Annotated in this window: 19 protein-coding genes and 1 riboswitch; of the genes, 9 read left to right on the top strand and 10 right to left on the bottom strand. The window is 73.3% G+C overall.

Annotated elements, in window-relative coordinates; translation table 11 throughout:
* Nucleotides 1-29: 29 nt before the first annotated feature.
* The gene (locus OG753_RS07175) at nt 30-1,238 is read right to left on the bottom strand and encodes a glycine C-acetyltransferase (RefSeq protein WP_405787704.1); all 1,209 of its coding nucleotides are present in this window, start codon (nt 1,236-1,238) and stop codon (nt 30-32) included.
* A gap of 200 nt (nt 1,239-1,438) precedes the next feature.
* Nucleotides 1,439-2,467: an L-threonine 3-dehydrogenase gene (tdh, locus tag OG753_RS07180; RefSeq protein WP_327260954.1), complete on the bottom strand. Its 1,029-nt coding sequence runs from the start codon at nt 2,465-2,467 to the stop codon at nt 1,439-1,441.
* 212 nt (nt 2,468-2,679) lie between these two features.
* Here tdh and OG753_RS07185 point away from each other — a divergent pair, with 212 nt between their 5' ends.
* Complete coding sequence (locus OG753_RS07185; RefSeq protein ID WP_405787705.1) at nt 2,680-3,588, top strand: alpha/beta hydrolase fold domain-containing protein; 909 nt, start codon at nt 2,680-2,682, stop codon at nt 3,586-3,588.
* Nucleotides 3,589-3,695: 107 nt separating this feature from the next.
* Here the strand turns inward: OG753_RS07185 and OG753_RS07190 are convergent, their stop codons facing one another.
* A complete protein-coding gene (locus OG753_RS07190; protein ID WP_327260956.1) occupies nt 3,696-4,433 on the bottom strand; it encodes a class I SAM-dependent methyltransferase in 738 nt (245 codons plus the stop codon).
* Nucleotides 4,434-4,665: 232 nt separating this feature from the next.
* Here OG753_RS07190 and OG753_RS07195 point away from each other — a divergent pair, with 232 nt between their 5' ends.
* Complete coding sequence (locus OG753_RS07195; RefSeq protein ID WP_327266662.1) at nt 4,666-6,882, top strand: SpoIIE family protein phosphatase; 2,217 nt, start codon at nt 4,666-4,668, stop codon at nt 6,880-6,882.
* An 11-nt stretch (nt 6,883-6,893) separates the two neighbouring features.
* Here the strand turns inward: OG753_RS07195 and OG753_RS07200 are convergent, their stop codons facing one another.
* From OG753_RS07200 to OG753_RS07210, 3 genes are all read right to left on the bottom strand, one after another.
* Nucleotides 6,894-8,684 (bottom strand): glycoside hydrolase family 15 protein, encoded by a 1,791-nt coding sequence (locus tag OG753_RS07200; RefSeq protein ID WP_405787707.1) that lies wholly within the window; start codon nt 8,682-8,684, stop codon nt 6,894-6,896.
* A 64-nt stretch (nt 8,685-8,748) separates the two neighbouring features.
* Nucleotides 8,749-11,271, bottom strand: a complete 2,523-nt coding sequence (locus OG753_RS07205; protein WP_405787708.1) for a discoidin domain-containing protein — start codon at nt 11,269-11,271, stop codon at nt 8,749-8,751.
* Nucleotides 11,272-11,486: 215 nt separating this feature from the next.
* Complete coding sequence (locus tag OG753_RS07210) at nt 11,487-12,050, bottom strand: DoxX family membrane protein (RefSeq protein WP_327260959.1); 564 nt, start codon at nt 12,048-12,050, stop codon at nt 11,487-11,489.
* Nucleotides 12,051-12,170: 120 nt separating this feature from the next.
* On the opposite strand from OG753_RS07210, the gene OG753_RS07215 reads away from it, so the two are divergent.
* Both OG753_RS07215 and OG753_RS07220 read left to right on the top strand, forming a co-directional pair.
* Nucleotides 12,171-12,683, top strand: a complete 513-nt coding sequence (locus OG753_RS07215; protein ID WP_327260960.1) for a MarR family transcriptional regulator — start codon at nt 12,171-12,173, stop codon at nt 12,681-12,683.
* A gap of 7 nt (nt 12,684-12,690) precedes the next feature.
* Complete coding sequence (locus OG753_RS07220; RefSeq protein WP_405787709.1) at nt 12,691-12,987, top strand: YkvA family protein; 297 nt, start codon at nt 12,691-12,693, stop codon at nt 12,985-12,987.
* A 9-nt stretch (nt 12,988-12,996) separates the two neighbouring features.
* Here OG753_RS07220 and OG753_RS07225 read toward each other — a convergent pair whose 3' ends face one another.
* The 4 genes from OG753_RS07225 to OG753_RS07240 form a co-directional block, all read right to left on the bottom strand.
* A complete protein-coding gene (locus tag OG753_RS07225) occupies nt 12,997-13,368 on the bottom strand; it encodes a VOC family protein (protein ID WP_405787710.1) in 372 nt (123 codons plus the stop codon).
* A gap of 63 nt (nt 13,369-13,431) precedes the next feature.
* Nucleotides 13,432-14,067: an alpha-ketoglutarate-dependent dioxygenase AlkB gene (locus OG753_RS07230; RefSeq protein ID WP_327260963.1), complete on the bottom strand. Its 636-nt coding sequence runs from the start codon at nt 14,065-14,067 to the stop codon at nt 13,432-13,434.
* A gap of 39 nt (nt 14,068-14,106) precedes the next feature.
* A complete protein-coding gene (locus tag OG753_RS07235) occupies nt 14,107-14,472 on the bottom strand; it encodes a VOC family protein (RefSeq protein ID WP_405787712.1) in 366 nt (121 codons plus the stop codon).
* A gap of 12 nt (nt 14,473-14,484) precedes the next feature.
* On the bottom strand, nt 14,485-15,753 hold the full coding sequence (locus OG753_RS07240; protein WP_405787714.1) for an MFS transporter: 1,269 nt from the start codon (nt 15,751-15,753) through the stop codon (nt 14,485-14,487).
* A 224-nt stretch (nt 15,754-15,977) separates the two neighbouring features.
* Nucleotides 15,978-16,060: riboswitch (cobalamin riboswitch) on the top strand.
* Nucleotides 16,061-16,120: 60 nt separating this feature from the next.
* Here OG753_RS07240 and OG753_RS07245 point away from each other — a divergent pair.
* The 5 genes from OG753_RS07245 (at nt 16,121) to OG753_RS07265 (ending at nt 21,506) form a co-directional block, all read left to right on the top strand.
* Nucleotides 16,121-16,348, top strand: a complete 228-nt coding sequence (locus OG753_RS07245) for a CbtB-domain containing protein (RefSeq protein WP_030708804.1) — start codon at nt 16,121-16,123, stop codon at nt 16,346-16,348.
* A 12-nt stretch (nt 16,349-16,360) separates the two neighbouring features.
* Nucleotides 16,361-17,197: a CbtA family protein gene (locus OG753_RS07250; RefSeq protein WP_405787716.1), complete on the top strand. Its 837-nt coding sequence runs from the start codon at nt 16,361-16,363 to the stop codon at nt 17,195-17,197.
* 219 nt (nt 17,198-17,416) lie between these two features.
* Nucleotides 17,417-18,817 carry a hypothetical protein gene (locus OG753_RS07255; protein ID WP_405787718.1) on the top strand — a complete coding sequence of 467 codons (1,401 nt, stop codon included), beginning with the start codon at nt 17,417-17,419 and terminating at the stop codon, nt 18,815-18,817.
* Nucleotides 18,818-18,882: 65 nt separating this feature from the next.
* Nucleotides 18,883-20,199 carry an AAA family ATPase gene (locus tag OG753_RS07260; RefSeq protein WP_405787719.1) on the top strand — a complete coding sequence of 439 codons (1,317 nt, stop codon included), beginning with the start codon at nt 18,883-18,885 and terminating at the stop codon, nt 20,197-20,199.
* Entirely contained in the window at nt 20,196-21,506 is a 1,311-nt protein-coding gene (locus tag OG753_RS07265; protein WP_405787720.1) for a DUF2201 family putative metallopeptidase, read from the top strand. Before OG753_RS07260 ends, OG753_RS07265 begins: the two co-directional genes overlap by 4 nt.
* Nucleotides 21,507-21,578: the final 72 nt, after the last annotated feature.

Raw genomic sequence — 21,578 nt, forward strand, 5'->3', positions numbered from 1 at the left:
GCAGAGACCCCTCGGACCTCTTGCTCCGCTCAGGCCCCAGCGGTCTCGAGGGCCGCACGGGCGTCGATGAAGGCGGCGACGGCGCGCTCGACGTCGGCCGTCGAGTGGGCCGCGGAGAGCTGGACGCGGATGCGCGCCGCACCCATCGGCACCACCGGGTAGGAGAAGCCGATCACGTACACGCCGCGCTCCAGGAGCAGCTCCGCCATCCTGGCCGCCTCGGCCGCGTCGCCGATCATGACCGGGGCGATGGCGTGGTCGCCGGGCAGGACCTCGAAGCCGGCCTCGGTCATCTTCGTACGGAACAGCGCGGTGTTGGCTGCGAGGTGTTCGCGCAGGTCACCGGCGGACTCCAGGAGGTCGAGGACCTTGAGGGAGGCTGCCGCGATGACCGGGGCGAGGGAGTTGGAGAAGAGGTACGGGCGCGAGCGCTGGCGCAGCAGCTCGACGATCTCGGCGCGGGCGGCGACGTAGCCGCCGGAGGCGCCGCCGAGGGCCTTGCCGAGGGTGCCGGTGATGATGTCGACGCGGTCCATGACGCCGTGCAGTTCGGGGGTGCCGCGGCCGCCGGGGCCGACGAAGCCGACGGCGTGCGAGTCGTCGACCATGACCATGGCGTCGTAGCGCTCGGCGAGGTCGCAGATCTGGGCGAGCGGGGCGACGTAGCCGTCCATGGAGAAGACGCCGTCGGTGACGATCAGCTTGCGGCGGGCGCCGCCCTCGGTGGCTTCCTTCAGGCGGGCTTCGAGCTCGGCCAGGTCGCGGTTGGCGTAGCGGAAGCGACGGGCCTTGCAGAGGCGGATGCCGTCGATGATCGAGGCGTGGTTGAGGGCGTCGGAGATGACCGCGTCCTCGGCTCCGAGGAGGGTCTCGAAGACGCCGCCGTTGGCGTCGAAGCAGGAGGAGTAGAGGATCGTGTCCTCCTGGCCGAGGAAGGCGGAGAGCCGCGCCTCGAGCTCCTTGTGCACCTCCTGGGTGCCGCAGATGAAGCGGACGGAGGCCATGCCGTAGCCCCAGCGGTCCAGCGCGTCCTTCGCGGCGGCGACGACCTCGGGGTGGTCGGCCAGCCCCAGGTAGTTGTTGGCGCAGAAGTTGAGCACCTCTCCGGCGGCGCCGCCCGAGGTGACCGCGACGGCCGCGTTCTGCGGGGTGCCGATGACGCGCTCGGGCTTGTGCAGGCCGGCGGCGCGGATCTCGTCGAGGGTGGAGCGCAGGTCCTCGCGGACGGTGTCGAACATGGGTGCGGTTCTCCTTGTGCGGCGGAGGGCGACGAGGGAGGGGGCCGGGCCCCGCGGAGGGGGGAGGGTTTGCGGGGCCCGGCCCGAGGGAGATGGTTCGGAGGATGGGCGGCCGATGCGGCGGCCGGCATGACGTCCGGCGTGACCGTCGGGGTGGCGTCCGGCGTGGCGGCCGGAATGACGTCCGGTGTGAGGGCCGGTTACGCCGTCCAGTCCAAGATGATCTTGCCGCTGCGGGCGGTCGACGCCTCGTCGAAGGCGGCCTCGAAGTCGCGGTGCGAGTAGCGGCCGGTGATGACGGGGCTGAGGTCGAGCCCGCCCTCCAGCAGCACGGTCATCGCGTACCAGGTCTCGAACATCTCGCGGCCGTAGATGCCCTTGATCGTGATCATCGAGGTGACCACCTTCGCCCAGTCCACCGGGAACTCCTGCGCGGGCAGCCCCAGCATGGCGATCCGGCCGCCGTGCGTCATGTTGTCGATCATGTCGCGCATGGCCTCGGCGCGGCCGGACATCTCCAGGCCGATGTCGAAGCCCTCGCGCAGGCCGAGCTTGGCCTGCGCCTCGGCGATCGAGGACTCGGCGACGTTGACGGCGAGGGTGGCGCCCGCCTTGCGGGCGATCTCCAGCCGCTCGGGGCTGACGTCGGTGATGACCACGTTGCGCGCGCCGGCGTGCCTGGCCACGGCAGCCGCCATGATCCCGATCGGGCCGGCGCCGGTGATCAGTACGTCCTCGCCGACCAGCGGGAAGGACAGCGCCGTGTGCACGGCATTGCCGAACGGGTCGAAGATCGCGGCGACGTCCAGGTCCACGGCGGTGCGGTGCACCCACACGTTCTGGGCGGGCAGGACGACGTACTCGGCGAAGGCGCCGTCGCGGCCGACCCCCAGGCCGATCGTGCTGCGGCACAGGTGGCGGCGGCCGGCCAGGCAGTTGCGGCACTTGCCGCACACCAGGTGGCCCTCGCCGCTGACCAGCGCGCCGACCTCGATGTCCTGGACGTCGGCGCCGAGCGCCGCGACCTCTCCGACGAACTCGTGGCCGAGGACGAGGGGGGTCTTGACCGCGCCCTGCGCCCAGCCGTCCCAGGCGCGGATGTGCAGGTCGGTTCCGCAGATGCCGGTGCGCAGCACCTTGATGAGCACGTCGCCGGGGCCGTACTCGGGCTCGGGGACGTCCATGAGCCACAGGCCGGGTTCTGCCTTGTGCTTGACGAGTGCCTTCATGGGGTGGCTCCAGGCATGCGGAAGGGGACGCCGCGGGCGGGGGCGCCCGGACGGCGGCGGTGACGTGCACCAATCTGCCGATCGGCGCGGTGATCAGTCCATCGAGACTTTCTTAAGCGGGCCGACAGCACAGCTTCACGCCTATGCTCCTCCCGTAATGGGGAAGGGGCCCGCGCCGGCGACGGCGAGGGGGAAAAGGGGAGGTGAGGGGCGTGCCGAGTCTGCGCAGCAGGGCGCTGTCGGCGGCGCTTGTCGCGACGGGACGGCGAAGACGGTTCGCGAGTGCCGAGGCGGTCCGGACCCGGGTCGCTGAGTCCGCCCGCCGGCCCGCCTCCCATCTGCCGCCGCGGTCCCTGGGGCGGGTCGCCGACATCTCGCGGACCTTCGTCGGGGCCTGGCCGGTGTACGACGTCTCCCCGCTCGGGACGGAGCCCGCGGCCCAGGTGCTGTACGTGCACGGCGGCGGCTACGTCAACGAGCTGGTGCGCCCGCACTGGGCGCTGGTACGGACCCTGGTCACGCAGGCGCGGGCGCGGGTCGTCGTGCCGGCGTACATCCTCGCTCCGCGCGGTACCGCCGACCGGACGGTCCCGGTGGCCGCCGATCTGCTGAGCGGCCTGATCGCGGGCGGTGGCTCCGGAGGGACGGTGCTCGTCGGGGACTCGGCCGGGGCGGGGCTGGCCCTGGCGGCCGCGCAGCGGCTGCGCGACCGTACCGGGGACCAGCCGTCCCGGATCGTGCTGATCTCGCCGTGGCTGGACGTGACCATGAGCCATCCGGACCAGGCGGCCATCGAGGAGGACGATCCGATGCTGGCCCGCCCGGGGCTGCTGGAGGCCGGCCGGCTGTACGCCGGGACCCTGGCGGCCGACGATCCCCGCGTGAGCCCGCTGCACGGGGGTTTCGCCGGGCTGGCGCCGCTGACTGTGTTCACCGGGACCCGGGACGTGCTGACCACGGACAGCCGGGAGCTGCTGCGCCTGGCCCGCGCGGACGGGGCCGAGGTGGAGTTCCACGAGGAGGCGGGGCTGCCGCACGGGTACCCGCTGCTGCCCGTGCCGGAGGGGCGGGCGGCGCGTGAGCGGATCGTCGAGCTGATCAGGTCGGCGGCGGAGCTGTGAGGTCACGGCCCCCGCTCCGTGGTCGGGTCCGTTCGACGGGACGCCTCCCGGAGCCGGGCCGGTCGACGGAAGGCCTCCCGGAGCCGGGCGGGTCGAAGGCACGCTCCTTACGCCGTGCAGGTCATCAGTGAGCTGATCGGCCAGGCGCGGTACGCCGTCCAGTACGCCTCGTCCCGTTCGGCGTCGGCGGGCGGGGTCCGGTTGGGCTGCCAGCCGACGGTGACGAAACCCGCTTCGACGGCGGCCTCGGCGAGGTCGGCGTGGGCCCATTCGCGGAATTCGAAGGGCACCGGCGGTTCGGTCAGGAAGTGCGCCTTCAGCAGTGGCGCGTCGCCGTCGGCGACCCGGTCGAGGATGCGCACCCCGTACGGCGACCAGTCCACGCGGGGGAACGCGCCCGCGTTCGGCACGATGGCGAGCAGCCGCCCGCCCGCGCGCAGGTTGGCGCGGACGGAGCGGAACATCGCGTGCAGGGACCTGCGGTCGGGTGCGTAGCTGAAGACGTACGCGGCGGTCGCGAGGTCGAAGGGGCCGAGGTGGGGAAGGCCGGCGGCGTCGGCGACGTGGTACTCGACGTCCGGCCGGTCCTTGGTCGCCTCGTGCTCGCGGGCCCGCCGGATCATCTCCTCCGAGACGTCGACGCCGACGGTGCGCCGGGCCCCGCCGCGGGCCAGCAGCCGGGTGTTGTATCCGTATCCGCAGGCCAGGTCGAGGGCGTCGAGCCCGCGCACCCCGCCGAGGGCGTCGAGGGCTCCGTGCAGGGTGTAGGTGTCGGCGGCGGAGAAGGCCGCCGCGCTCCTTGACTCCGCGTAGCGCTCGCCGATGGTGTCGTACTGGAACCGCATGCTCTGCCTTCCGGGGGCCTGCCGGGGGTGGTACGCCTGCGTATCGTGCCCCGCGGCTCGTCCGGGGGGCGGTCCGCACACCCGTGCGTCCCCCGGACGAGGGAAGCGGTCGGCCGATCGGCGGGAACGGAACCGGGACGGGCCGGTGCGGAGGCGGGTGCGGGAGCCGGTGCGGGAGCGGCGACCGGCCGGGATGCAGGGGCCGCCGCCGAGGGCGCATCCTGGCTGTGTGATGGCGAGAGCGGACAGCGTCGGCGCCGCGCCTGACACCACGGATGCCCCTGATGCGACGGCCCAGGTGCTCGCACGGGCCACCGTGAAGGCGATGGAGGCCGTCGGTGGCTACGCGGGCGGGGTCTACCTGCGCTCGCCCACCACGGGGCTGCTCCTGATGGCCGTGTTCACGGGGCTGCCGCTGCAGCTGTTCCGGCCCTGGTGGCGGATGCAGGTCAACCGCCCCTATCCGGTGGCCGAGGCCTACCGCTCCGGGCAGGCCGTGCACCTGCCCGACGCGGAGTCGGCCATGAGCCGCTTCCCCCAGCTGGCGGCCGGGCTGCCGTTCCCCTTCGGCTCGCTCTACGAGCCGGTGACCGCCGGGACGGAACGGTTCGGCGTGCTGCTGGTGCTGCGCGAGGCGACCCCGGGCATCCCCGTCGGGACCGCGGACCGCGAACGCCTGCGGCTGACCGCGGAGCAGCTGGCCACCGAGCTCACCGCGCTGTCGGCGGCCGGGGCTCCGGTGGTGTGGGAGGGTCACCCGGTGGGCGTACCGGCGCCGCCGCCCGAGGCGGGGGCCGAGGGCGCCCGCAGGGCCGCGGACCGGCTCGCGCAGGCGGTGCTCTCGCTGGACCGGCAGGGCCGGATCGGGTACCTGAACACCGCGGCGGAGGCCCTGCTCGGCCTCGGCGGGACGCAGCTGCACGGACGGCTGCTGTGGGAGGCGCTGCCCTGGCTCGGGCATCCCGCCTACGAGGACCACTTCCGGGCCGGCTTCATGTCCGGCGAGCACGTGCACTTCGCGGCCCGGCGCGGCCCGCAGGCGCCCGGGGAGTGGGTGTCGGTGGACCTGTATCCCGCTCCCGACGGTGTCACCCTGACGCTCGGCACCTCCGCGAAACCCTCCTACGCGCCGACGATCCAGGCCGGCCGGAGCCCGGACGGGAACGCGGACACGGCGGCGGACACGGACGCCGCCGCGGAGGCGGGGGGTGACGTGTTCGCGGACCTGGACGCGTCGGCCGACGAGGCGTCGGCGCTGTACCGGCCGGTGGCCCTGGCCATCGCGCTGACGGAGGCGGTCACGGCCCGGCAGGTGTCGGCGGTGGTCACCCAGGAGCTGCTGCCGGCCTTCGGGGGCCGCCAGCTGGCGATCTACCTGCTCGACGAGCGCCATCTGTACCTGGCCTGGGAGACCGGTTTCCCGCGGGGCTTCCTCAACCGGTTCGACGGGGTCTCGCTCGATGTCCGGCTGCCGGGCGTGGAGACGCTGACCACGGGCCGGCCGATGTTCTTCGAGTCGATGCAGCATCTGGCCGCCGCCTACCCGGGCATTCCACTGGACGCCGACGTGGGCGCCCGCGCCTTCCTGCCGCTGATCGCCTCCGGCCGGCCGGTCGGCTCGTGCATCCTCGGCTTCGACTCGCCCCGCGGCTTCAGCGCGGAGGAGCGTACGGTGCTCACCGCGCTGGCCGGTCTGATCGCGCAGGCCCTGGCCAGGGCCCGGCGCTACGACAGCGAGGCGGCGCTCGCCCGCGGCCTGCAGTCGGCCCTGCTGCCGCACCGGCTGCCGGTGCGCGAGCACGTGGACACGGTGGGCCGCTACCTCCCCGGTACACAGGGCATGGAGGTCGGCGGCGACTGGTACGACGTCGTCGAGACCGGCGCGGGTCTGCTGGCCCTGGTCATCGGGGACGTCCAGGGCCACGGTGTGGCGGCCGCGGCCACCATGGGCCAGCTGCGCAGCGCGGTACGGGCCTTCGCGCTCAGCGGGAGCACGCCGGAGCAGGTGGTGAGCGGCACGAACCAGCTGCTCATCGACCTGGATCCGGGCCAGTTCGCGAGCTGCTGCTACATGTCGCTCGATCCGGGGTCGGGCTGCGTCATGGCCGCCCGGGCGGGGCATCCGCAGCCCCTGCTGCGCCATCCGGACGGCCGGACCGAGGTGCTGGACCTGGCGGGCGGGGTGGTCCTCGGCATCGACCCGGAGGCCTCGTACCCGGTCACGGAGCTGCGGCTGACGGTGGGCTCGGTGCTCGCCCTCTACACAGACGGGCTGGTGGAGAAGCCGGGCATCGACATCGATGTCGGGGTGGAGCGGCTGCGCAGGGCCCTCGCCGCGGCCCGGCCGTCCCCGTTGACCGAGACGGCCGACCGGCTGATCAGCGAGGCGGGCAGCACCGCCGACCGGCCGGACGACATCGCCCTGCTGCTGGCCTCCCGTACCGACTAGGCCGCCTCGGGTCAGCTGATGTCGGCGCGGGCCAGGGTGAGTGCGGTGTTCACCAGGCCGACGTGGCTGAACGCCTGCGGGAAGTTGCCGAGTTGGCGTCCGGCGAGGGGGTCGTACTCCTCCGCGAGCAGGCCCACGTCGTTGCGTACCGCCAGCAGCCGCTCGAACAGGGCGCGGGCCTCATCGCGCCGGCCCGTCATGTGCAGGGCGTCGGCCAGCCAGAACGAGCAGGCCAGGAAGGCGCCTTCGTCGCCGGGGAGGCCGTCGACGGTGGAGCCCGAGGTGCTGTAGCGGCGGACCAGGCCGCTGCTGCCGAGTTCGGCGCGCACCGCGTCGACCGTGCCGACGACCCGCGGGTCGTCGGGCGGCAGGAATCCGACCCTGGGGATCAGCAGGGTCGCCGCGTCGAGCTCCTCGGAGCCGTAGTACTGGGTGAAGGTGCCCCGCTCGGGGTCGTAGCCGTTGACACACACGTCGCGGTGCACCTCGTCGCGCATGGCGCGCCAGCGTTTCACGTCGCCGGGCGTGGAGGGGTCGCTCTCCAGGGTGCGCACGGCGCGGTCGGCCGCGACCCAGGCCATCACCTTGGAGTGGACGAAGTGGCGGCGGGGGCCGCGGACCTCCCAGAGGCCTTCGTCGGGCCGGTGCCAGTTGCGTTCGAGGAAGTCGAGGAGCGCGAGCTGGATCCGCCAGGCGTGGCGCTCGGCGGGCAGACCGGCGGACCTGGCCAGGTAGAGCGAGTCGATGACCTCCCCGTACACGTCGAGCTGGAGCTGGTCGACGGCCGCGTTCCCGACGCGGACCGGGGCGGAGGCGGCGTACCCGTGCAGCCAGGGCAGTTCGTTCTCGGGGATCCGTCGCTCGCCGGCGATCCCGTACATGATCTGGAGGTCGGCGGGGTCACCGGCGACCGCGCGCAGCAGCCACTCGCGCCACGCTCGGGCCTCGTCGAGGAAACCGGTGGCCAGGAGGGATCCGAGGGTGAGGGTGGAGTCCCGGAGCCAGCAGTAGCGGTAGTCCCAGTTGCGGATGCCGCCGAGCTCCTCGGGGAGGGAGGTGGTGGCTGCGGCGGCGATGCCGCCGGTCGGGGCGTAGGTGAGGGCCTTGAGGGTGATCAGGGAGCGGGTCACCGCCTCCTGGTAGGGGCCCTCGTAGCGGCATTGCGCGGTCCACTGCCGCCATTCGGCGAGGCTCTGGTCCAGTGCGGCGAAGGGGTCGCAGGGCTCGGGGCGGGGCTGGTGCGAGGGGTGCCAGGTCAGGACGAAGGCGACGCGCCGGCCGGCGGTGACCGGGAACTGGGAGCAGGTGCTGTTCTCCTCGCCCCAGGTGCGGACCGGGGGGTCGCTGCGGAACCAGACGGAGTCGGGCCCGGCGACGGCGACCCGGTCGCCGTCGCTGCGGCGCACCCAGGGCACGACGTGGCCGTAGTCGAAGCGCAGGCGCAGGGTGCTGCGCATCCTGACGGTGCCGCTGATGCCCTCGACGATGCGGATGACGTCGGGGGCGACCTCGCGCTCGGGCATGAAGTCGGTGACCTTGACGGTCCCGGTCCCGGTCTCCCAGTACGACTCCAGGATCAGCGTGCCGTCGACGTAGGACCGGCGGGTGCAGGGCTCGCCGGGGGTGGCGTCGAGGGGTGCGATGCGCCAGTGGCCGTTCTCCTCGTCGCCGAGGAGTTTGGAGAAGCAGGCCGCCGAGTCGAAGCGCGGCAGGCACAGCCAGTCGATGGACCCGTCGCGGCCGACCAGTGCGGTGGTCATCAGGTCGCCGATGAGTGCGTAGTCTTCGATGGGTTGTGTCATTTGTGCGCTATTCCCCTGATTGTCCGGGGCCAATCAGCTCGGGCCCCGGACACCGCTCATGGGATCAGGAGATGGTCACGAACTGGCCGATGCTCGGTACGCCCTGGGCGTCGAGGGCGAAGAGCATGTAGGTCCCCGGCAGGACCACGCCCGTGTCGGCGGGTATCGAGACCTTGTACGCGCCGCCTCCCGCGGCTGTGGACGCCAGGGGGACCCGGCGCTGGTCGTTGTCGGTGGAGTGGGTGGCGGCCGCGGCCCGCATGAGGACGAAGGACGCCACCGAACCCTGGGTGCTCACCGTGAGCGAGGTGCCGGGGGCCGTCCTCGGGGGTACGCCCGCGGTGATGGCCGGACGGGGCTTCGGTGAGCCGTCCGCGTTGAGCAGGTAGGGCGGCGTGAAGATCGCCCCGTCGGCGTGGTTCGTCGCGCAGTCGCCGCACAGGCCGCCGCCGCCGGAGAAGATCCGCCCGTCGGGCAGCAGGTTGGCCACGCTGTGGTAGTTGCGCGGGACGGCCATGGTGGCGAGCGGGGTGAAGCGTCCGGTCGCCGGGTCCCACAGTTCGGGGGTCAGGACGGAAGTAGCGTCGCTGAACGGCACCGGATAGGCCTGGCCGCCGAAGACGGCCACCTTGCCGTCGGGCATGACCACGCTGTTGCTGAAGGCGCGGGCATGTTCCATGTCGCCCGTACGGGCGGGCTGGACCTGGCTGCCCGAGATGCCCACGGTGTAGGCGCGCCGGGTGGCGGGGCTGTCCTGGTAGGCGGGTGAGCCGCCCAGGGTGAGCAGTTTGCCGATGTCGTAGGCGACGGCGTTGCCGGTCATGGCGTCCTGGCTGTCGGCCCGGTTGCCGGCGGAGGTGATGCTGCCCCGGCCGCTGGTGGAGATCCAGTTCATCTGCTTGCTCGGCCCCAGTTGCAGCACCTTGCCGCCCGAAGTGGCGTACAGCCACATGTGGTTGTCGGCGCGGTAGGGTCCGGCCGGGTCGGCGGTCAGGGCCGGGGCGGCGGGGACGCCGGGAAGGCTGCGCCAGGTGCGGGTGTCCGGGGACCAGACCTCACCGGCCTTGTCGGTGCCCGCGGATCCGCTCCAGGAGCCGCCCAGGACGAAGGCCTCGCCGGTGGAGAGCAGGGTCATGGCCTGGTAGCCGCGGGCGATGTTCATGCTCGTGGTGGCGGACCAGCTGTCGGTGGCCGGGTCGTAGATGCTCGCCTTCTCCGCGTTGCTGCCGCCGGTGACCAGCACCCGGCCGTCGGCGAGCATGGCGATGCCGGGGCAGAACATGTCGTGTCCGGTGTTGTCGATGCGGCGCTGGGTGACCTTGCCGGTCTTCAGGTCCAGGATCGCGGTCTGCGTGTAGCCGTTGCTGCCGCCGAAGCGGTCGACGGCGTACGCGGACCAGGCCAGCAGCTTGTCGCCGGGCAGGACGGCGGTGGCCACCGGAACCAGCGGGAAGCCGGTGACCCGGCCCCAGGAGCCGTGCACGGCCGGGCTGGCCGGTCCGCTCAGGCGTATCTCGCCCGCCGAGGTCCACGGGCCGCGGCCGCCGGCTTCGCTGGTCACGGTCAGCCGTACGAAGCGGGCCTGTTCGGCGCGGGTGAAGGTGGCGGTCTTGACGGTGTCATCGTCCCGCCAGGTGCCCGCGGCCACCGGCGTCCCGAAGGTGGAGCCGTCGGTGCTGGTGGCGATGGTGTACGCGCCCGCCCGCCCGTTGGGCCCGTCGGGGCGGGGATGGTAGACGAGGGCGGAGACGACTGCCGTGCGGTGCATGTCGATGGTGATGGTGTGCGGCAGCGGGGCCGGGGTTCCGGCCCACCTGCTGTGCCAGATGCTGTTCGCGTTGCCGTCGAGGACGTTGGCCGCGCGGCCGTTCTCGCTGCCGGTCTCCTCGTCGCTCGCCGTGGCGGTCCATCCGGTGCGGGGCAGGTCGATGGTGGCCGCCGGAGTGCCGGGGTCACCCAGCAGGTCGATCTCGGAGGCGGAGGACCAGGGGCCGCGGCCGCCGGCCTCGCTGAGCGCGGTGAGCCGTACGAAGCGGGCGCCCTGCGGGGCGAACCCGAGGGTCTTGGCGCTGACGTCGTCGGCGAGCGTGCCGGTGGCGACCGGAGTCCCCCAGCTCACGCCGTCGGTGCTGACGCTGATGCTGTACTCGCCCACGCGCCCGTTGGGCCCGTCGGAGCGGGGACGGTAGACGAGCGCGGAGACGACCGCCGTGCGGTGCATGTCGATGGTGATGACGTGCGGCAGCGGGGCGGGCGTACCGGTCCACCTGCTGTGCCAGAGGGTGGTGGTGTTGCCGTCGAGGACGTTGGCCGCGCGGCCGTTCTCTCCGCCGGTCTCCTCGTCGCTCGCCGCGGCCGTCCATCCGGCCCGGTCGAGGACCGGGGCCGTCGGTTCCATCGCGTTCGCCGGGGCGATGCCGTGGTGCGGCGACTGCTTCGCCGTCTGCTGGTCGGTGGGCACGGGTGCGGGGCGGGGCACCGGGGAGCGGCCGGCGGCTGCCGTGCTCGTGACGCCGAGCCACGGGATGAGGCCGATCAGCAGCGAGCCGAGGCCGAAGGCGATGAGCAGGTGGGAGCGGCGTAACACGCGGTGAAAGGCGAGGAAGCGCCTGGACTGCAATCTGACCTCCTGGGGCGAACTGATGTGCCCCGTAGAACATAGGTGAGCACAGCAGCAACTCGCTTGGGATCAGCGACAGTTGGCGCAAATCTGCATGGCCGGTCGGCATACGCCGGTGCCGGGCGGACCACTGCGGCCCGCCCGACACGATCGGCAGTGTCGGCGCTACCGGCGGGGCGCCCCTAGTCGCGGACGAGGAGCAGTACGGCGGCGAGGACCACGCCGAGGGTGACGGCCAGGGCGCCGTGCGCGAGGCGGTGGCTGCGCAGGACGGGCAGGAACCGGTCGACGGCGTACCGTCCGGGGCCGGTGAGGGCGAGGGCGGCGGCGCCCGCGGTGAGCAGCAGCTCGTACTCGATGCCCTTCGGGGCGAAGAAGGCGTCGGCGCCGTGAACGGCGATGGCGTTGATCAGGGTGCCGACGATCGCGGCGCCGGCGAGCGGGGTGAGCAGGCCGAGGGCGAGGCCGAGCCCGCCGAGCGTCTCGGTGAGGCCGGCGAGGACCGCCATGGCGTCACCGGCGGGGTAGCCGCTGGCGGTGAAGAACTGGCCGGTGCCGCTGATACCGCCGCCACCGAACCAGCCGAACAGCTTCTGCGAGCCGTGCGCGGCCATGGTCAGGCCGAGGACGAGGCGCAGGAGCAGCAGGCCGGTGTCGTGACCCGGGGTGGAGAGGACTGCGGGCCGGGGGTGCGTGGCCGGTGCGGTGGCCTGGGGCTTCGTCGCGGTGGCGGAGGGGCTGGTCATCAGGGGGGGTCCTTCCGGTCGGGCGGCCCGGGGGGCAGGGGCAGAGTTGTTCAAATTCGAACCGCTGACCGCGACCCTAACCACTGATTCAAATTGGAACAACCCGTGTAGGGTGGGGCCATGGCTGAACCGAGATGGCTGGACGACCGCGAGATGCGCGCCTGGAGCGGTTTCCTCGCCGCGTCGGCGCTGGTGAACCGGCGTCTCGACCAGCAGCTCAAGGACGATGCCGGGCTCTCGCACCCCCAGTACGAGATCCTCGTACGCCTCGCCGCGGCACCCGGGCGCGAACTGCGGATGACCGAGCTCGCCAACGGCCTGATCAACTCCAAGAGCGGCCTGACCTACCAGGTCACACAGATGGAGAAGGCCGGTCTGGTGCGCCGCCGCAGCTGCCCCTCCGATGTGCGCGGCGTCTTCGCCGTCCTCACCGACGCCGGCAGCGCCAAGCTGGAGGAGGCCGCCCCGGGCCACGTGGCGACCGTCCGCGAGATCCTCGTGGACGTCCTGACCCCCGGGCAGCTCGACGCGCTCGCGGACGGGCTGGGCGAGGTCGGGCGCCGCCTGCGCGGACAGGGCGCCCAGGTGGGTCCGGACGCCGGCCAGGTATCGAAACCCGATATCGGGGTATAGGGCCGCCATGGACGGAAAGGTCTGGCTCGCCCTGGGCGTGATCCTCGCAGTGGGGCTCGCGATCGCCGCGGCCGTGCTGCTGGTACGGGTCTTCGCGGCGCGGAAGCTGCTGCTGGATTCGGGCATCCCCCTGCAGGACAAGGCCCTGTTCTGGGCCGCCGTCGTCTACACGATCTCGCCCGTGGACCTGATTCCCGACCCGGTGTACCTGGACGACGTCGGGTTCCTGCTGCTGGCGCTGCGCTCGCTGCATGCGGCGGCAGGCGCCGTCCGCACCTCGAAGGATCCGGGCGCCACCGTCTGAGCCGGACGGTCAGACGTGCTGGTCGAAGAGGACCGGATTGCCGTCCGGGTCGAGGATGAGGAAGCTCCCCGGACCCGATCCCGACTCGTCGACCTCCGTCAGGAACTCCACCCCTCGCGCCTTCAGCCGCCGCTGCACGCCGCGGATGTCGGTGAACGAGTCGAGCGCGCTCGCGTTGGCGTCCCAGCCCGGGTTGAAGGTCAGCATGTTCTTCTCGAACATGCCCACGAACAGCCCGATCACGACATCGCCGTTCTTGAGGATCAGCCACTTCTGCTCGGGGTTCCCGCCGAAGACGGTGAATCCGAGATTCTCGTAGAACGCCTTCGAGGCGTCGAGGTCGCGCACGGTGAGGCTCACGGAGAAGGCGCCCAGATCCATGCGCACCAGCCTGGACGCCCCCGGATCGGGCCGCAACTCCGGCCGAGGGAGGCCGGCGCGCGGTCAGCGGACGCCGTGGGGGCGGAACTGGATGCTGATGCGGGGGCCGACGGCCCGCGCCGACTTGGGCACGGCGTGCTCCATGGTCCGCTGGCAGGAGCCGCCCATGACCACGAGGTCACCGTGCCCCAGGGGCAGCCGCAGCAGGGTGGCCCCGCCGTCCCGGGGGCGGAAGGCGAGATCGCGCGGGTCACCGACGGACACGATGGCCACCATGGTGTCCTCGGTCGAGGAGCGGCCGGTCCGGTCCCCGTGCCAGGCGACGCTGTCGCGGCCGTCGCGGTACAGGCACAGCCCGGCGGTGGTGAAGGGCTCGCCCAGCTCGGCGGCGTAGTGGCCGGTCAGCGTCTCGCGGGCGGCCGTGAGCGAGGGATGCGGCAGGGGCTCGGCCTCGCCGTAGAAGGCGAGCAGCCGGGGCACCTCCACCTCGCGCTCGTACATCTGGCGCCGCTCGGCCCGCCAGGGCACGTCGGCGGCCAGCCGCTCGAAGAGCGCGTCGGCCCCGCTCAGCCAGCCCGGCAGGTGGTCGACCCAGGCCCCGGCCCCGAGCCGGGTCCGCCGCATGCCGTCGAGCGGACCCGGCACGATCTCGTCGCCCTGGTCGAAGAGGGAACCCTGGAGGCCCTGGACTGCGTGCATGACCCCAGCCTAACCCCATGAACCGAACATGTGAGCGAATCAATCGGGCTGCGGCGGCCGGTGCAGGCCGAAGGGCGTGCCCTGGTCGTCGTGGCACAGCCGGAAGCGGCCGAACCGGGCGATCGACTCCTCGCCGCTCCCCGGGCCGGCCTCGTCGACGGAGCCGCCGAGCGCGCGGACCCGCTCGAGGGCCGCGTCCATGTCGTCGACCGCGAAGAAGAGGTACGGGCGGGCGCCGGGGTCGTCGCCGTGCAGTCCGCCGGGGACGTTGGGCGTCCGGATCGCGAAGCCGCCGCCGTCGCTCGGGCCGGGCTCGAACGCCCAGCCGAACAGGCCGCCGAAGAACTTCCGGGCCCGCTCGCCGTCGCCCACGCCCAGCTCGAAGAAGGAAACCTCACCGGCCATCGTCGGCTCCCGTCACTCGCCCGTGGTCCCACGGTAGGTCCGGCCCCGTCCCGACGCACCCGGCCCCGTACGGCGGGTCGGGCGGCGGGACGGGCGGCACAGCACGGTGACCGCCACCGAGATACCGGCGACAACGGCTATCGCGGTGCCCGGGGCGAGGTACTGGGCCAGGCCGCCGGCCATCGCGGCGCCGAGGCCCTGCCAGGTCATCCGGCCGGCCGACTCGACCCCCTGGACCTGGCCGCGGATCCGGTCGGGAGTCTGTTCGAGGAGCTGTTCCTGGAGGGGCAGGGTGGCCGCGAACCCGGCACTGGCGACGAACACCGCGACCGCCAGGACCGGGACGGGCGGATGGACGGCGAACAGCAGGAAGGGGACGGCGAGCAGCAACCGCAGGGCGAAGGCGCAGCGGCGTCGCCGGCCGGCGTCGAGCAGCCGGCCGACGGCCAGGTCCCCGAGGAGCATGCCCGCCGCCCCGGCGGCGAGGAAGGTGCCCGCGTGGCGGGGGTCGTAGGAGATGAACAGGGCTTCGCAGCCGACGATCAGACCGTTCGGGACCCACAGGTTCAGCAGCAGCGTCCGGCGGCCGGGGTGGGAGAGGAGTTCGGCGTTCGTCGTCCAGGTCCGGCGCAGGCCGGGGCGGCGGGTGGGCCGGATCGAGTGTTCCCGGACGGTGGCCGCCACCACGGCCGAACCGAGGGCGGTCAGGGCAGCCGCGACGGCGAAGACGCCCTGCGGGCTCAGGTGCCGCAGCAGCACGGCTCCGACGGCGTAGCCGGCGATCGCCGTACCGCCCGAGGTGATGTTCATCAGCGAACGGGCGGGCGCGTAGGCGCTGATGGGTACGACTTCGGCGAGGAGCCCAAGCCGCGTGCCGGTTCCGAGGGACTGGAAGAGGCCCAGCGTCAGCAGCAGGGCGAACCGGGCAGCGAGCGGCAGCCCCGGTACGGCCTGGGCCCCGACCCCTGCCAGCGAGGCGAGTTGGAGCACGACCAGGGTGCGGCGGGGCCGTTTCCCGTCCGCGACCGACATCAGCGTCAGTGCGCCGAGGACCGTCGCGAAGGTGGCGCCGTACATGCTCACGGCCGTCAGGAACGGGGAGCCGGTCTGCCGGTCGACCAGGGTGCCGAGCGCGAACCCAGACAAAGTGCTCGCGGCGACGGTGAGGGTGAAGCCGGCGTAGAGGCCGCTGAACTCCTTGTTGCGGAGCAGCTCCCGGTAACCGGTGGAGGGGGTGGTGGAAGGGTCGGCGGCAGGACTCGTGCAGGGATGTGAGGGCATGAAAAAAGCCTCCGGACACATGCACGGGGCACGCACGCCGAAGGCCAGCGGAGCCATTCTAGCAGTCCTGGCCGTCCAGTTGGTGGACTCTGCCGGCTCCCCCGAACGGACCGAAGCCGCATTACCGCAGCGTAGGCGTGTGATCAGAGACTCACGGTCTTGGCCGCAGGCCCGGCGCACGGTAGCGTCACGGCGACATTTCCACATAGCGACGACGGCGAGACGGAAGTCCGGTGTGAATCCGGCATGGTCGCGCCACTGTGTGCTGCGACGGCACCCCCCGGGGTGGCGACGCGGCGAGTCAGACCCGAGGACCGTCGTCCTGCACCACCATATGGGACGCGTTGTTCCCCGAGGAGGTTCCATCATGGCCGAGGCTGTTGCTTCCGCTGCTGTATCCACCCCCGCCGGCTCCCTGTCGGCCCCGCTGCCCGTGCGCGCCGTCCTGCCCTGGGCGCTCTTCGTCGGTCTCCTGATGCTCGTCGCCCTGTACTTCGTCGGTGCCGAACAGGGTGCGACGGCCGTGTTCGCCGGCGAGGGCGTGCACGAGTGGGTGCACGACGGTCGTCACCTGCTCGGCTTCCCCTGCCACTGAGAGGCCACGCACATGTACGCCTCCACTGTCAGAGGTCTGCTGGTCCGCGGCATGCTCGCGGGCCTGATAGCAGGACTGTTCGCCTTCGCCGTCGCCTACATGGTGGGTGAGCCGCCGGTACGCGGTTCCATCGCCGTGGAGGAGGCCCAGGCCGCCAAGGACGCCGCGAGCGCCCCGAGCGGTCACGCCGGCCACGGTGGTGACGCCACGTCGGGCGCGGCCGCCGAGGAGGAGGAAGAGCTGGTCAGCCGACCGGTTCAGTCGACCCTCGGCCTGGCCACGGGTGTCCTGGTCTACGGGGTCGCGCTGGGCGGCATCGCCTCGCTCGCGTTCTCGTTCGCCCTCGGTCGCGTCGGCGGGTTCAGCCCGCGGGCCACGGCGGCACTCACCGCGGCGGGCGCCTTCGCCACGGTCTACCTGGTGCCGTTCCTCAAGTACCCGGCCACCCCGCCGGCGGTCGGCAACCCGGACACCATCGGACAGCGCACCACGCTGTTCTTCCTGATGATCCTGCTCAGCGTGCTCCTCGGCGTCGGCGCGATCATCCTCGGGCGGCGGCTGGCACCGCGCCTGGGCAACTGGAACGCGACGCTGGCCGCGAGCGGCGGCTTCATCGTCGCCGCCGCCGTGGCGTTCGTGTTCCTGCCGGACAACAGCGACGCGGTCCAGCCCGGTTTCCCCGCAGCCCTGCTGTGGGAGTTCCGGGTCGCCTCGCTGGCCGTCCAGCTGGTGCTGTGGGCGGTGTTCGCCGTCGTCTTCGGTGTGCTCGCCCAGCGGCTCCTGGCCGCGCGCACCGCTGGTGCGGACGTCGCGGCTGCGGATCAGCAGAAGGCGCCCGCCCTCGGCTGACGCCACCCGCCACGCCTTCGTGCCCGGGTTCCGCCACCCCCTCGTGGGGCGGCGGGGCCCGGGCACAGGTGCGTACGGGCAGCACGCGCCGGCGGGCCACCGCCTGCGCTCCGGGAGAAAGATCTGGCCCGTGGCGGTGGGGAGCGCTACGATCATCGTGATGACCACTCATTCTGCTGTTCACAGATTGGGGGTCCCCACCACGCAAGGTGAGCGCTGATGCTCACTCAGAACGTGCAGGGGAATTCCCGCCTTTCCTTCTGGCTCCGCGTACGCGAGTACGCCGTGCCGGCGTCCATGATCGAAACTGCGACCGCCCGCCGCTCCGCCGGTGACTGGGCCGGTGCGTGCGCCGCCGCAGGCATCGACGTCGATTTCAATCTGCGTTACCTGGCGCGCTCGCGCGGCCACGACCTCGCGGCCCGGATCCGGGCCGATCTCCGCCATCTGGCTCCCGACCTGTTGCGCTGGCACATGCCGCGCATCGCTCCCGACGGACTGCTGCGCCCCGGGCTGACCGTCCCACTGGCCCGCTACGACACGGCATCACAAGGCGATCCACGCCCCGTGCACCTCGTGGCGCGGACTCCGCCCGCGTGGGCGGACGGTGGCCAGCGGATCAGCCTCGCCCTCTGGGACGGCTCCCGCTCCGAGGCCGGCCCCTGGGGCGATCCGCGTCGCCGGGCCCGTCCCGACCGGCGGTTCCGCTTCGACCTGCACCGTCATCTGTGGGACGCCCGCAGGACCGACGAGCTGCGGGTCCGCGCCGGGGCCGACGTGCTGCCCGGCAACGGCCTTCCCGAGCCGGACCCCGAGCTCCTACGGGCCCTCCCGCCGGGGCACCGGTGCGCCGTCGACCGGTGGGCCGCCGAGGCCGGCATCCTGCTCCGCGCCGAGGGCCGGCACACCGGCGGCCTCGTCGTGCGGCTGGGATCCCGGCAGCGGCTGCTGCTGGACCTGGTCGCGGACGGCCCGGGCCCTCCCGTCCTGCGGATCGGGGCGCCCGCCGACGGCAGCGCCTCCGCGCTTGCGGTACTCCCCGACGCCGCGACGTGGACCCTGCCCGACCTGGAGCTGATCCGCGACGGATCGATCGAGGCGGGCCGGCTGCACCCGCTGGTCGCCTCGGCGCTGGTACCCGACCGTGCGCCCACCGGGCCGACCGCGACCGCGGACCGCGCGGGCGGGCCACGCGTCGTCGAATGCCGGGGAGATCTGCACCGGATCGGTCTGGTCGACGGGGTGCTGGCACCACTGGACCACGACCCGGCCGAGATCCGCCGGGAGGAGCTGCTGGCCGCGCTGACCGGCACTCCCCTGCCCTGCATGCAGGCCATCGACGCGGCGCACCGTCAGCCGGACTGCCTGACCGGGGTCCGCGAACGGCTGGACCACGGCGACATCGCCGGTGCGCTCGCCGTGGTGGAAGGGCTGCTCGGCCCCGACGCCCTGCTGCGCGCCGGGGCGCTGCGGGACGAGCTGGAGGCGGCCGCGCTACGGCGGGTCACCTACGGGCTGTTCCGGTCGGGCCTGACCGGACCCGCACCCGGCCGGACCCGCCCGCGAGACCGCCGCCCGCGCGACCACCGGCTCCACCCGCGCCAGGCACAACGCCGCTGACCCGGGGGCCCGTTCCCCGGGCCCGCCGGACCACACCCTCTCCACGAACCCACAGGTGATCACCCATGCCCTCGTACACCCCGTTCGCATCCGCCGGTACCTCCGACCGGCCCGGCAACCCGGGCATCCCCGGCATCCCCTCGGAGACGGTCCACGGGCACCCGTCCCGGCTCGCCGTCGCCGACGAGTTGCTCACCCTGCTGCGCGACACCACCACCGAACCGCGCCCCGACGACCAGCTGGAGGCACTGACCCTGGCCGTGGCCGCCGACCTGCCGGTACTCCTGTGGGGTGAGCCCGGCATCGGCAAGACCGCGGCCCTGACCCAGCTCGCCGAAGCGCTGGACCTGCCCCTGACCACGGTGATCGCCAGCGTGCACGAGCCGTCCGACTTCTCCGGTCTGCCGATCGTCGGGGACGATCCCGCGGAGCAGGGTGTCCCGATGGCCCCGCCGGACTGGGCCGTGCGGCTCGTACGGGCCGGGCGCGGGCTGCTGTTCCTGGACGAGCTGTCCACCGCACCGCCGGCCGTCCAGGCCGCTCTGCTCCGGCTCGTGCTCGAGCGGCGGATCGGCTCGCTGCAACTGCCGCCCGGGGTCCGGATCGTGGCCGCGGCCAACCCGCGGGGCTCGGCCGCCGACGGCTGGGAGCTGAGCCCGCCCCTGGCCAACCGGTTCGTCCACCTCCAGTGGGCCCACGACCACGACGTCGTGATCCGCGGGCTCGGCGGGACCTGGCCCCGGGCGACGCTCCCGCACCTGGACCCCGCGAAGCTGCCGGCCGCCGTGGACCACGCCCGCCGTGCGGTGTGCGGACTCCTCACCACCCGCCCGGCGCTCGTGCACCGGCTGCCCAGCACCGAGACCCGCCGGGGCGGCGCGTGGCCGTCGCCCCGCAGCTGGGACATGACGATCCGGCTGCTCGCCTTCGCGGAGGCGGCCGGATCCTCCAGGGAGGTGCTCTCCATGCTGGTCAGGGGGGCGGTGGGGGACGGTCCGGGGCTGGAGCTGCTGGCCTGCCTGGACCGGATGGACCTCCCCGACCCGGAGGAACTGCTCGCCGACCCGGCGTGCGCCGACCTCCCCGAGCGCGGAGACCGGCGCCAGGCCACGCTCGACGGGGTGGTGGCGGCGGTCCGCAAGCGCCCGGACAAGGCCCGCTGGGACGCGGCGTGGGCGCTGCTGGTGCGGGCGCTGGAAACGGGCGCCCCCGACCTGGTGGTCGTCCCCGCGACCACGCTCGCCACGCTGCGCCAGGAGGACTGGGACGTTCCGGAGGCCATCGAGCGGCTCGCCGGAGTGGTGACGCTGTCCCGGCGGGCGGACCTCTCGGCGGAGCGTGCGGCCGCGCGCACCGCAGACCCCGTGGGGGCCGGCCGATGAGCGCCCGCCCGGCGGGGGCACGTACGGCGCCGGCACACGACACGGGAGCACTTCCGGCGGAGCCATCCGTGGCAGGGGCCCTGGATCTGGAGAAGCTCTTCGCGGCCCGGCTGCACGCCGCCCGAGTACGGCCCTACCTGGCGACGGCGCTGTTCGCCCTGCACACGGTGGAGTCACGGCGGGTTCCGACGATGGCCGTCGACCGGCACTGGCGCTGCTACGTCTCGCCCGGGTTCGTGGACCGGACACCGGTCGAGGAGCTCGCCGGGGTCTGGGTCCACGAGGTGTCCCACCTGCTGCGCGACCATCACGGGCGCGGTGACCGGGTGGCACGGGAGCGCGGGCTGACCGGCCCGGGGGAACGGCTGCGGATGAACATCGCCGCCGACTGCGAGATCAACGACGACGTGTACGGCGAGGGGCTGGTTCAGCCCGAAGGGGTCGTGACACCGGAGTACTTGGGGCTGTCCCCGGGACAGCTCATGGAGGACTACCTGCGCCAGTTCGGGCTCGGGGCCCGGACCCAGGACCTGGTCTGGCTGGACTGCGGCAGCGGCGCCGACGGCCTGGAACGCGCCTGGGACCTGGGGCCGGACGGAGCGCACGGGCTCAGCGCGCAGGAGCAGGACGCGGTGCGGTTCCGGGTGGCGCAGGGGATCAACGGCCGTCCGGGCACCGCCCCCGCGGGGTGGCGGCGGTGGGCGGAGGAGGCCTTCCACCCGCCGCAGCCCTGGCGGGAGCTGCTGGGGGCGGCCGTCCGGTCGGCGGCCTCCGGGGCGGGTGCGGGCGAGGACTACAGCTACGCCCGGCCCTCGCGGCGCTCGGCCGCGGTGCCCGGGGCCGTGCTGCCGAGCCTGCGGCGCAGACCTCCCCGGGTCTGTGTGGTCATCGACACCTCCGGTTCGGTCAGCGACGACGAACTGGGCAGTGCGCTGCTGGAGGTCGCGGCGATCGCCCGCGCCGTGGGCGGCCGTAGCGACATGGTCAGCGTGGTCCCGTGCGACGCGGCGGCCCGTATCGTGCACCCGCTGTGCACCGGCGAGGGAATCCCGCTGCTGGGCGGCGGGGGTACGGATCTGCGCACGGGCTTCGCCAAGGCCCTCGGTACGGGGCCCCGGCCGGACGTGATCGTGGTCCTGACCGACGGACAGACGCCCTGGCCGGCCGGCCGGCCGCCGTGCCGGACGGTGGTGGGGCTCTTCCCCCGGCAGCGGGCGGGCCGGTGGAACGAGAACGATCCCGACTACGTGCCGGACGCGCCGCCCGCCTGGGCGCGTGTGGTGACCATCGGTTCCGGCTCCCGCTGACCCCGTACGCGGGGCGGTGGATCCGGCGCGGAGTCGGGGCGGCGGCCGGACACCCGGGGGCCGAATGTGACG

It is taken from the genome of Streptomyces sp. NBC_00029 (assembly GCF_045160505.1).
GTDB lineage: Bacteria > Actinomycetota > Actinomycetes > Streptomycetales > Streptomycetaceae > Streptomyces.

Excerpts from the sequence above, each read along its gene's own strand:
- OG753_RS07175 (WP_405787704.1), bottom strand. The coding sequence starts at position 1,238 with ATGTTCGACACCGTCCGCGAGGACCTGCGCTCCACCCTCGACGAGATC.
- tdh (WP_327260954.1), bottom strand. The coding sequence starts at position 2,467 with ATGAAGGCACTCGTCAAGCACAAGGCAGAACCCGGCCTGTGGCTCATG.
- OG753_RS07190 (WP_327260956.1), bottom strand. The coding sequence starts at position 4,433 with ATGCGGTTCCAGTACGACACCATCGGCGAGCGCTACGCGGAGTCAAGG.
- OG753_RS07195 (WP_327266662.1), top strand. The coding sequence starts at position 4,666 with ATGGCGAGAGCGGACAGCGTCGGCGCCGCGCCTGACACCACGGATGCC.
- OG753_RS07200 (WP_405787707.1), bottom strand. The coding sequence starts at position 8,684 with ATGACACAACCCATCGAAGACTACGCACTCATCGGCGACCTGATGACC.
- OG753_RS07210 (WP_327260959.1), bottom strand. The coding sequence starts at position 12,050 with ATGACCAGCCCCTCCGCCACCGCGACGAAGCCCCAGGCCACCGCACCG.
- OG753_RS07215 (WP_327260960.1), top strand. The coding sequence starts at position 12,171 with ATGGCTGAACCGAGATGGCTGGACGACCGCGAGATGCGCGCCTGGAGC.
- OG753_RS07220 (WP_405787709.1), top strand. The coding sequence starts at position 12,691 with ATGGACGGAAAGGTCTGGCTCGCCCTGGGCGTGATCCTCGCAGTGGGG.
- OG753_RS07225 (WP_405787710.1), bottom strand. The coding sequence starts at position 13,368 with ATGGATCTGGGCGCCTTCTCCGTGAGCCTCACCGTGCGCGACCTCGAC.
- OG753_RS07230 (WP_327260963.1), bottom strand. The coding sequence starts at position 14,067 with ATGCACGCAGTCCAGGGCCTCCAGGGTTCCCTCTTCGACCAGGGCGAC.
- OG753_RS07235 (WP_405787712.1), bottom strand. The coding sequence starts at position 14,472 with ATGGCCGGTGAGGTTTCCTTCTTCGAGCTGGGCGTGGGCGACGGCGAG.
- OG753_RS07240 (WP_405787714.1), bottom strand. The coding sequence starts at position 15,753 with ATGCCCTCACATCCCTGCACGAGTCCTGCCGCCGACCCTTCCACCACC.
- OG753_RS07245 (WP_030708804.1), top strand. The coding sequence starts at position 16,121 with ATGGCCGAGGCTGTTGCTTCCGCTGCTGTATCCACCCCCGCCGGCTCC.
- OG753_RS07250 (WP_405787716.1), top strand. The coding sequence starts at position 16,361 with ATGTACGCCTCCACTGTCAGAGGTCTGCTGGTCCGCGGCATGCTCGCG.
- OG753_RS07255 (WP_405787718.1), top strand. The coding sequence starts at position 17,417 with ATGCTCACTCAGAACGTGCAGGGGAATTCCCGCCTTTCCTTCTGGCTC.
- OG753_RS07260 (WP_405787719.1), top strand. The coding sequence starts at position 18,883 with ATGCCCTCGTACACCCCGTTCGCATCCGCCGGTACCTCCGACCGGCCC.
- OG753_RS07265 (WP_405787720.1), top strand. The coding sequence starts at position 20,196 with ATGAGCGCCCGCCCGGCGGGGGCACGTACGGCGCCGGCACACGACACG.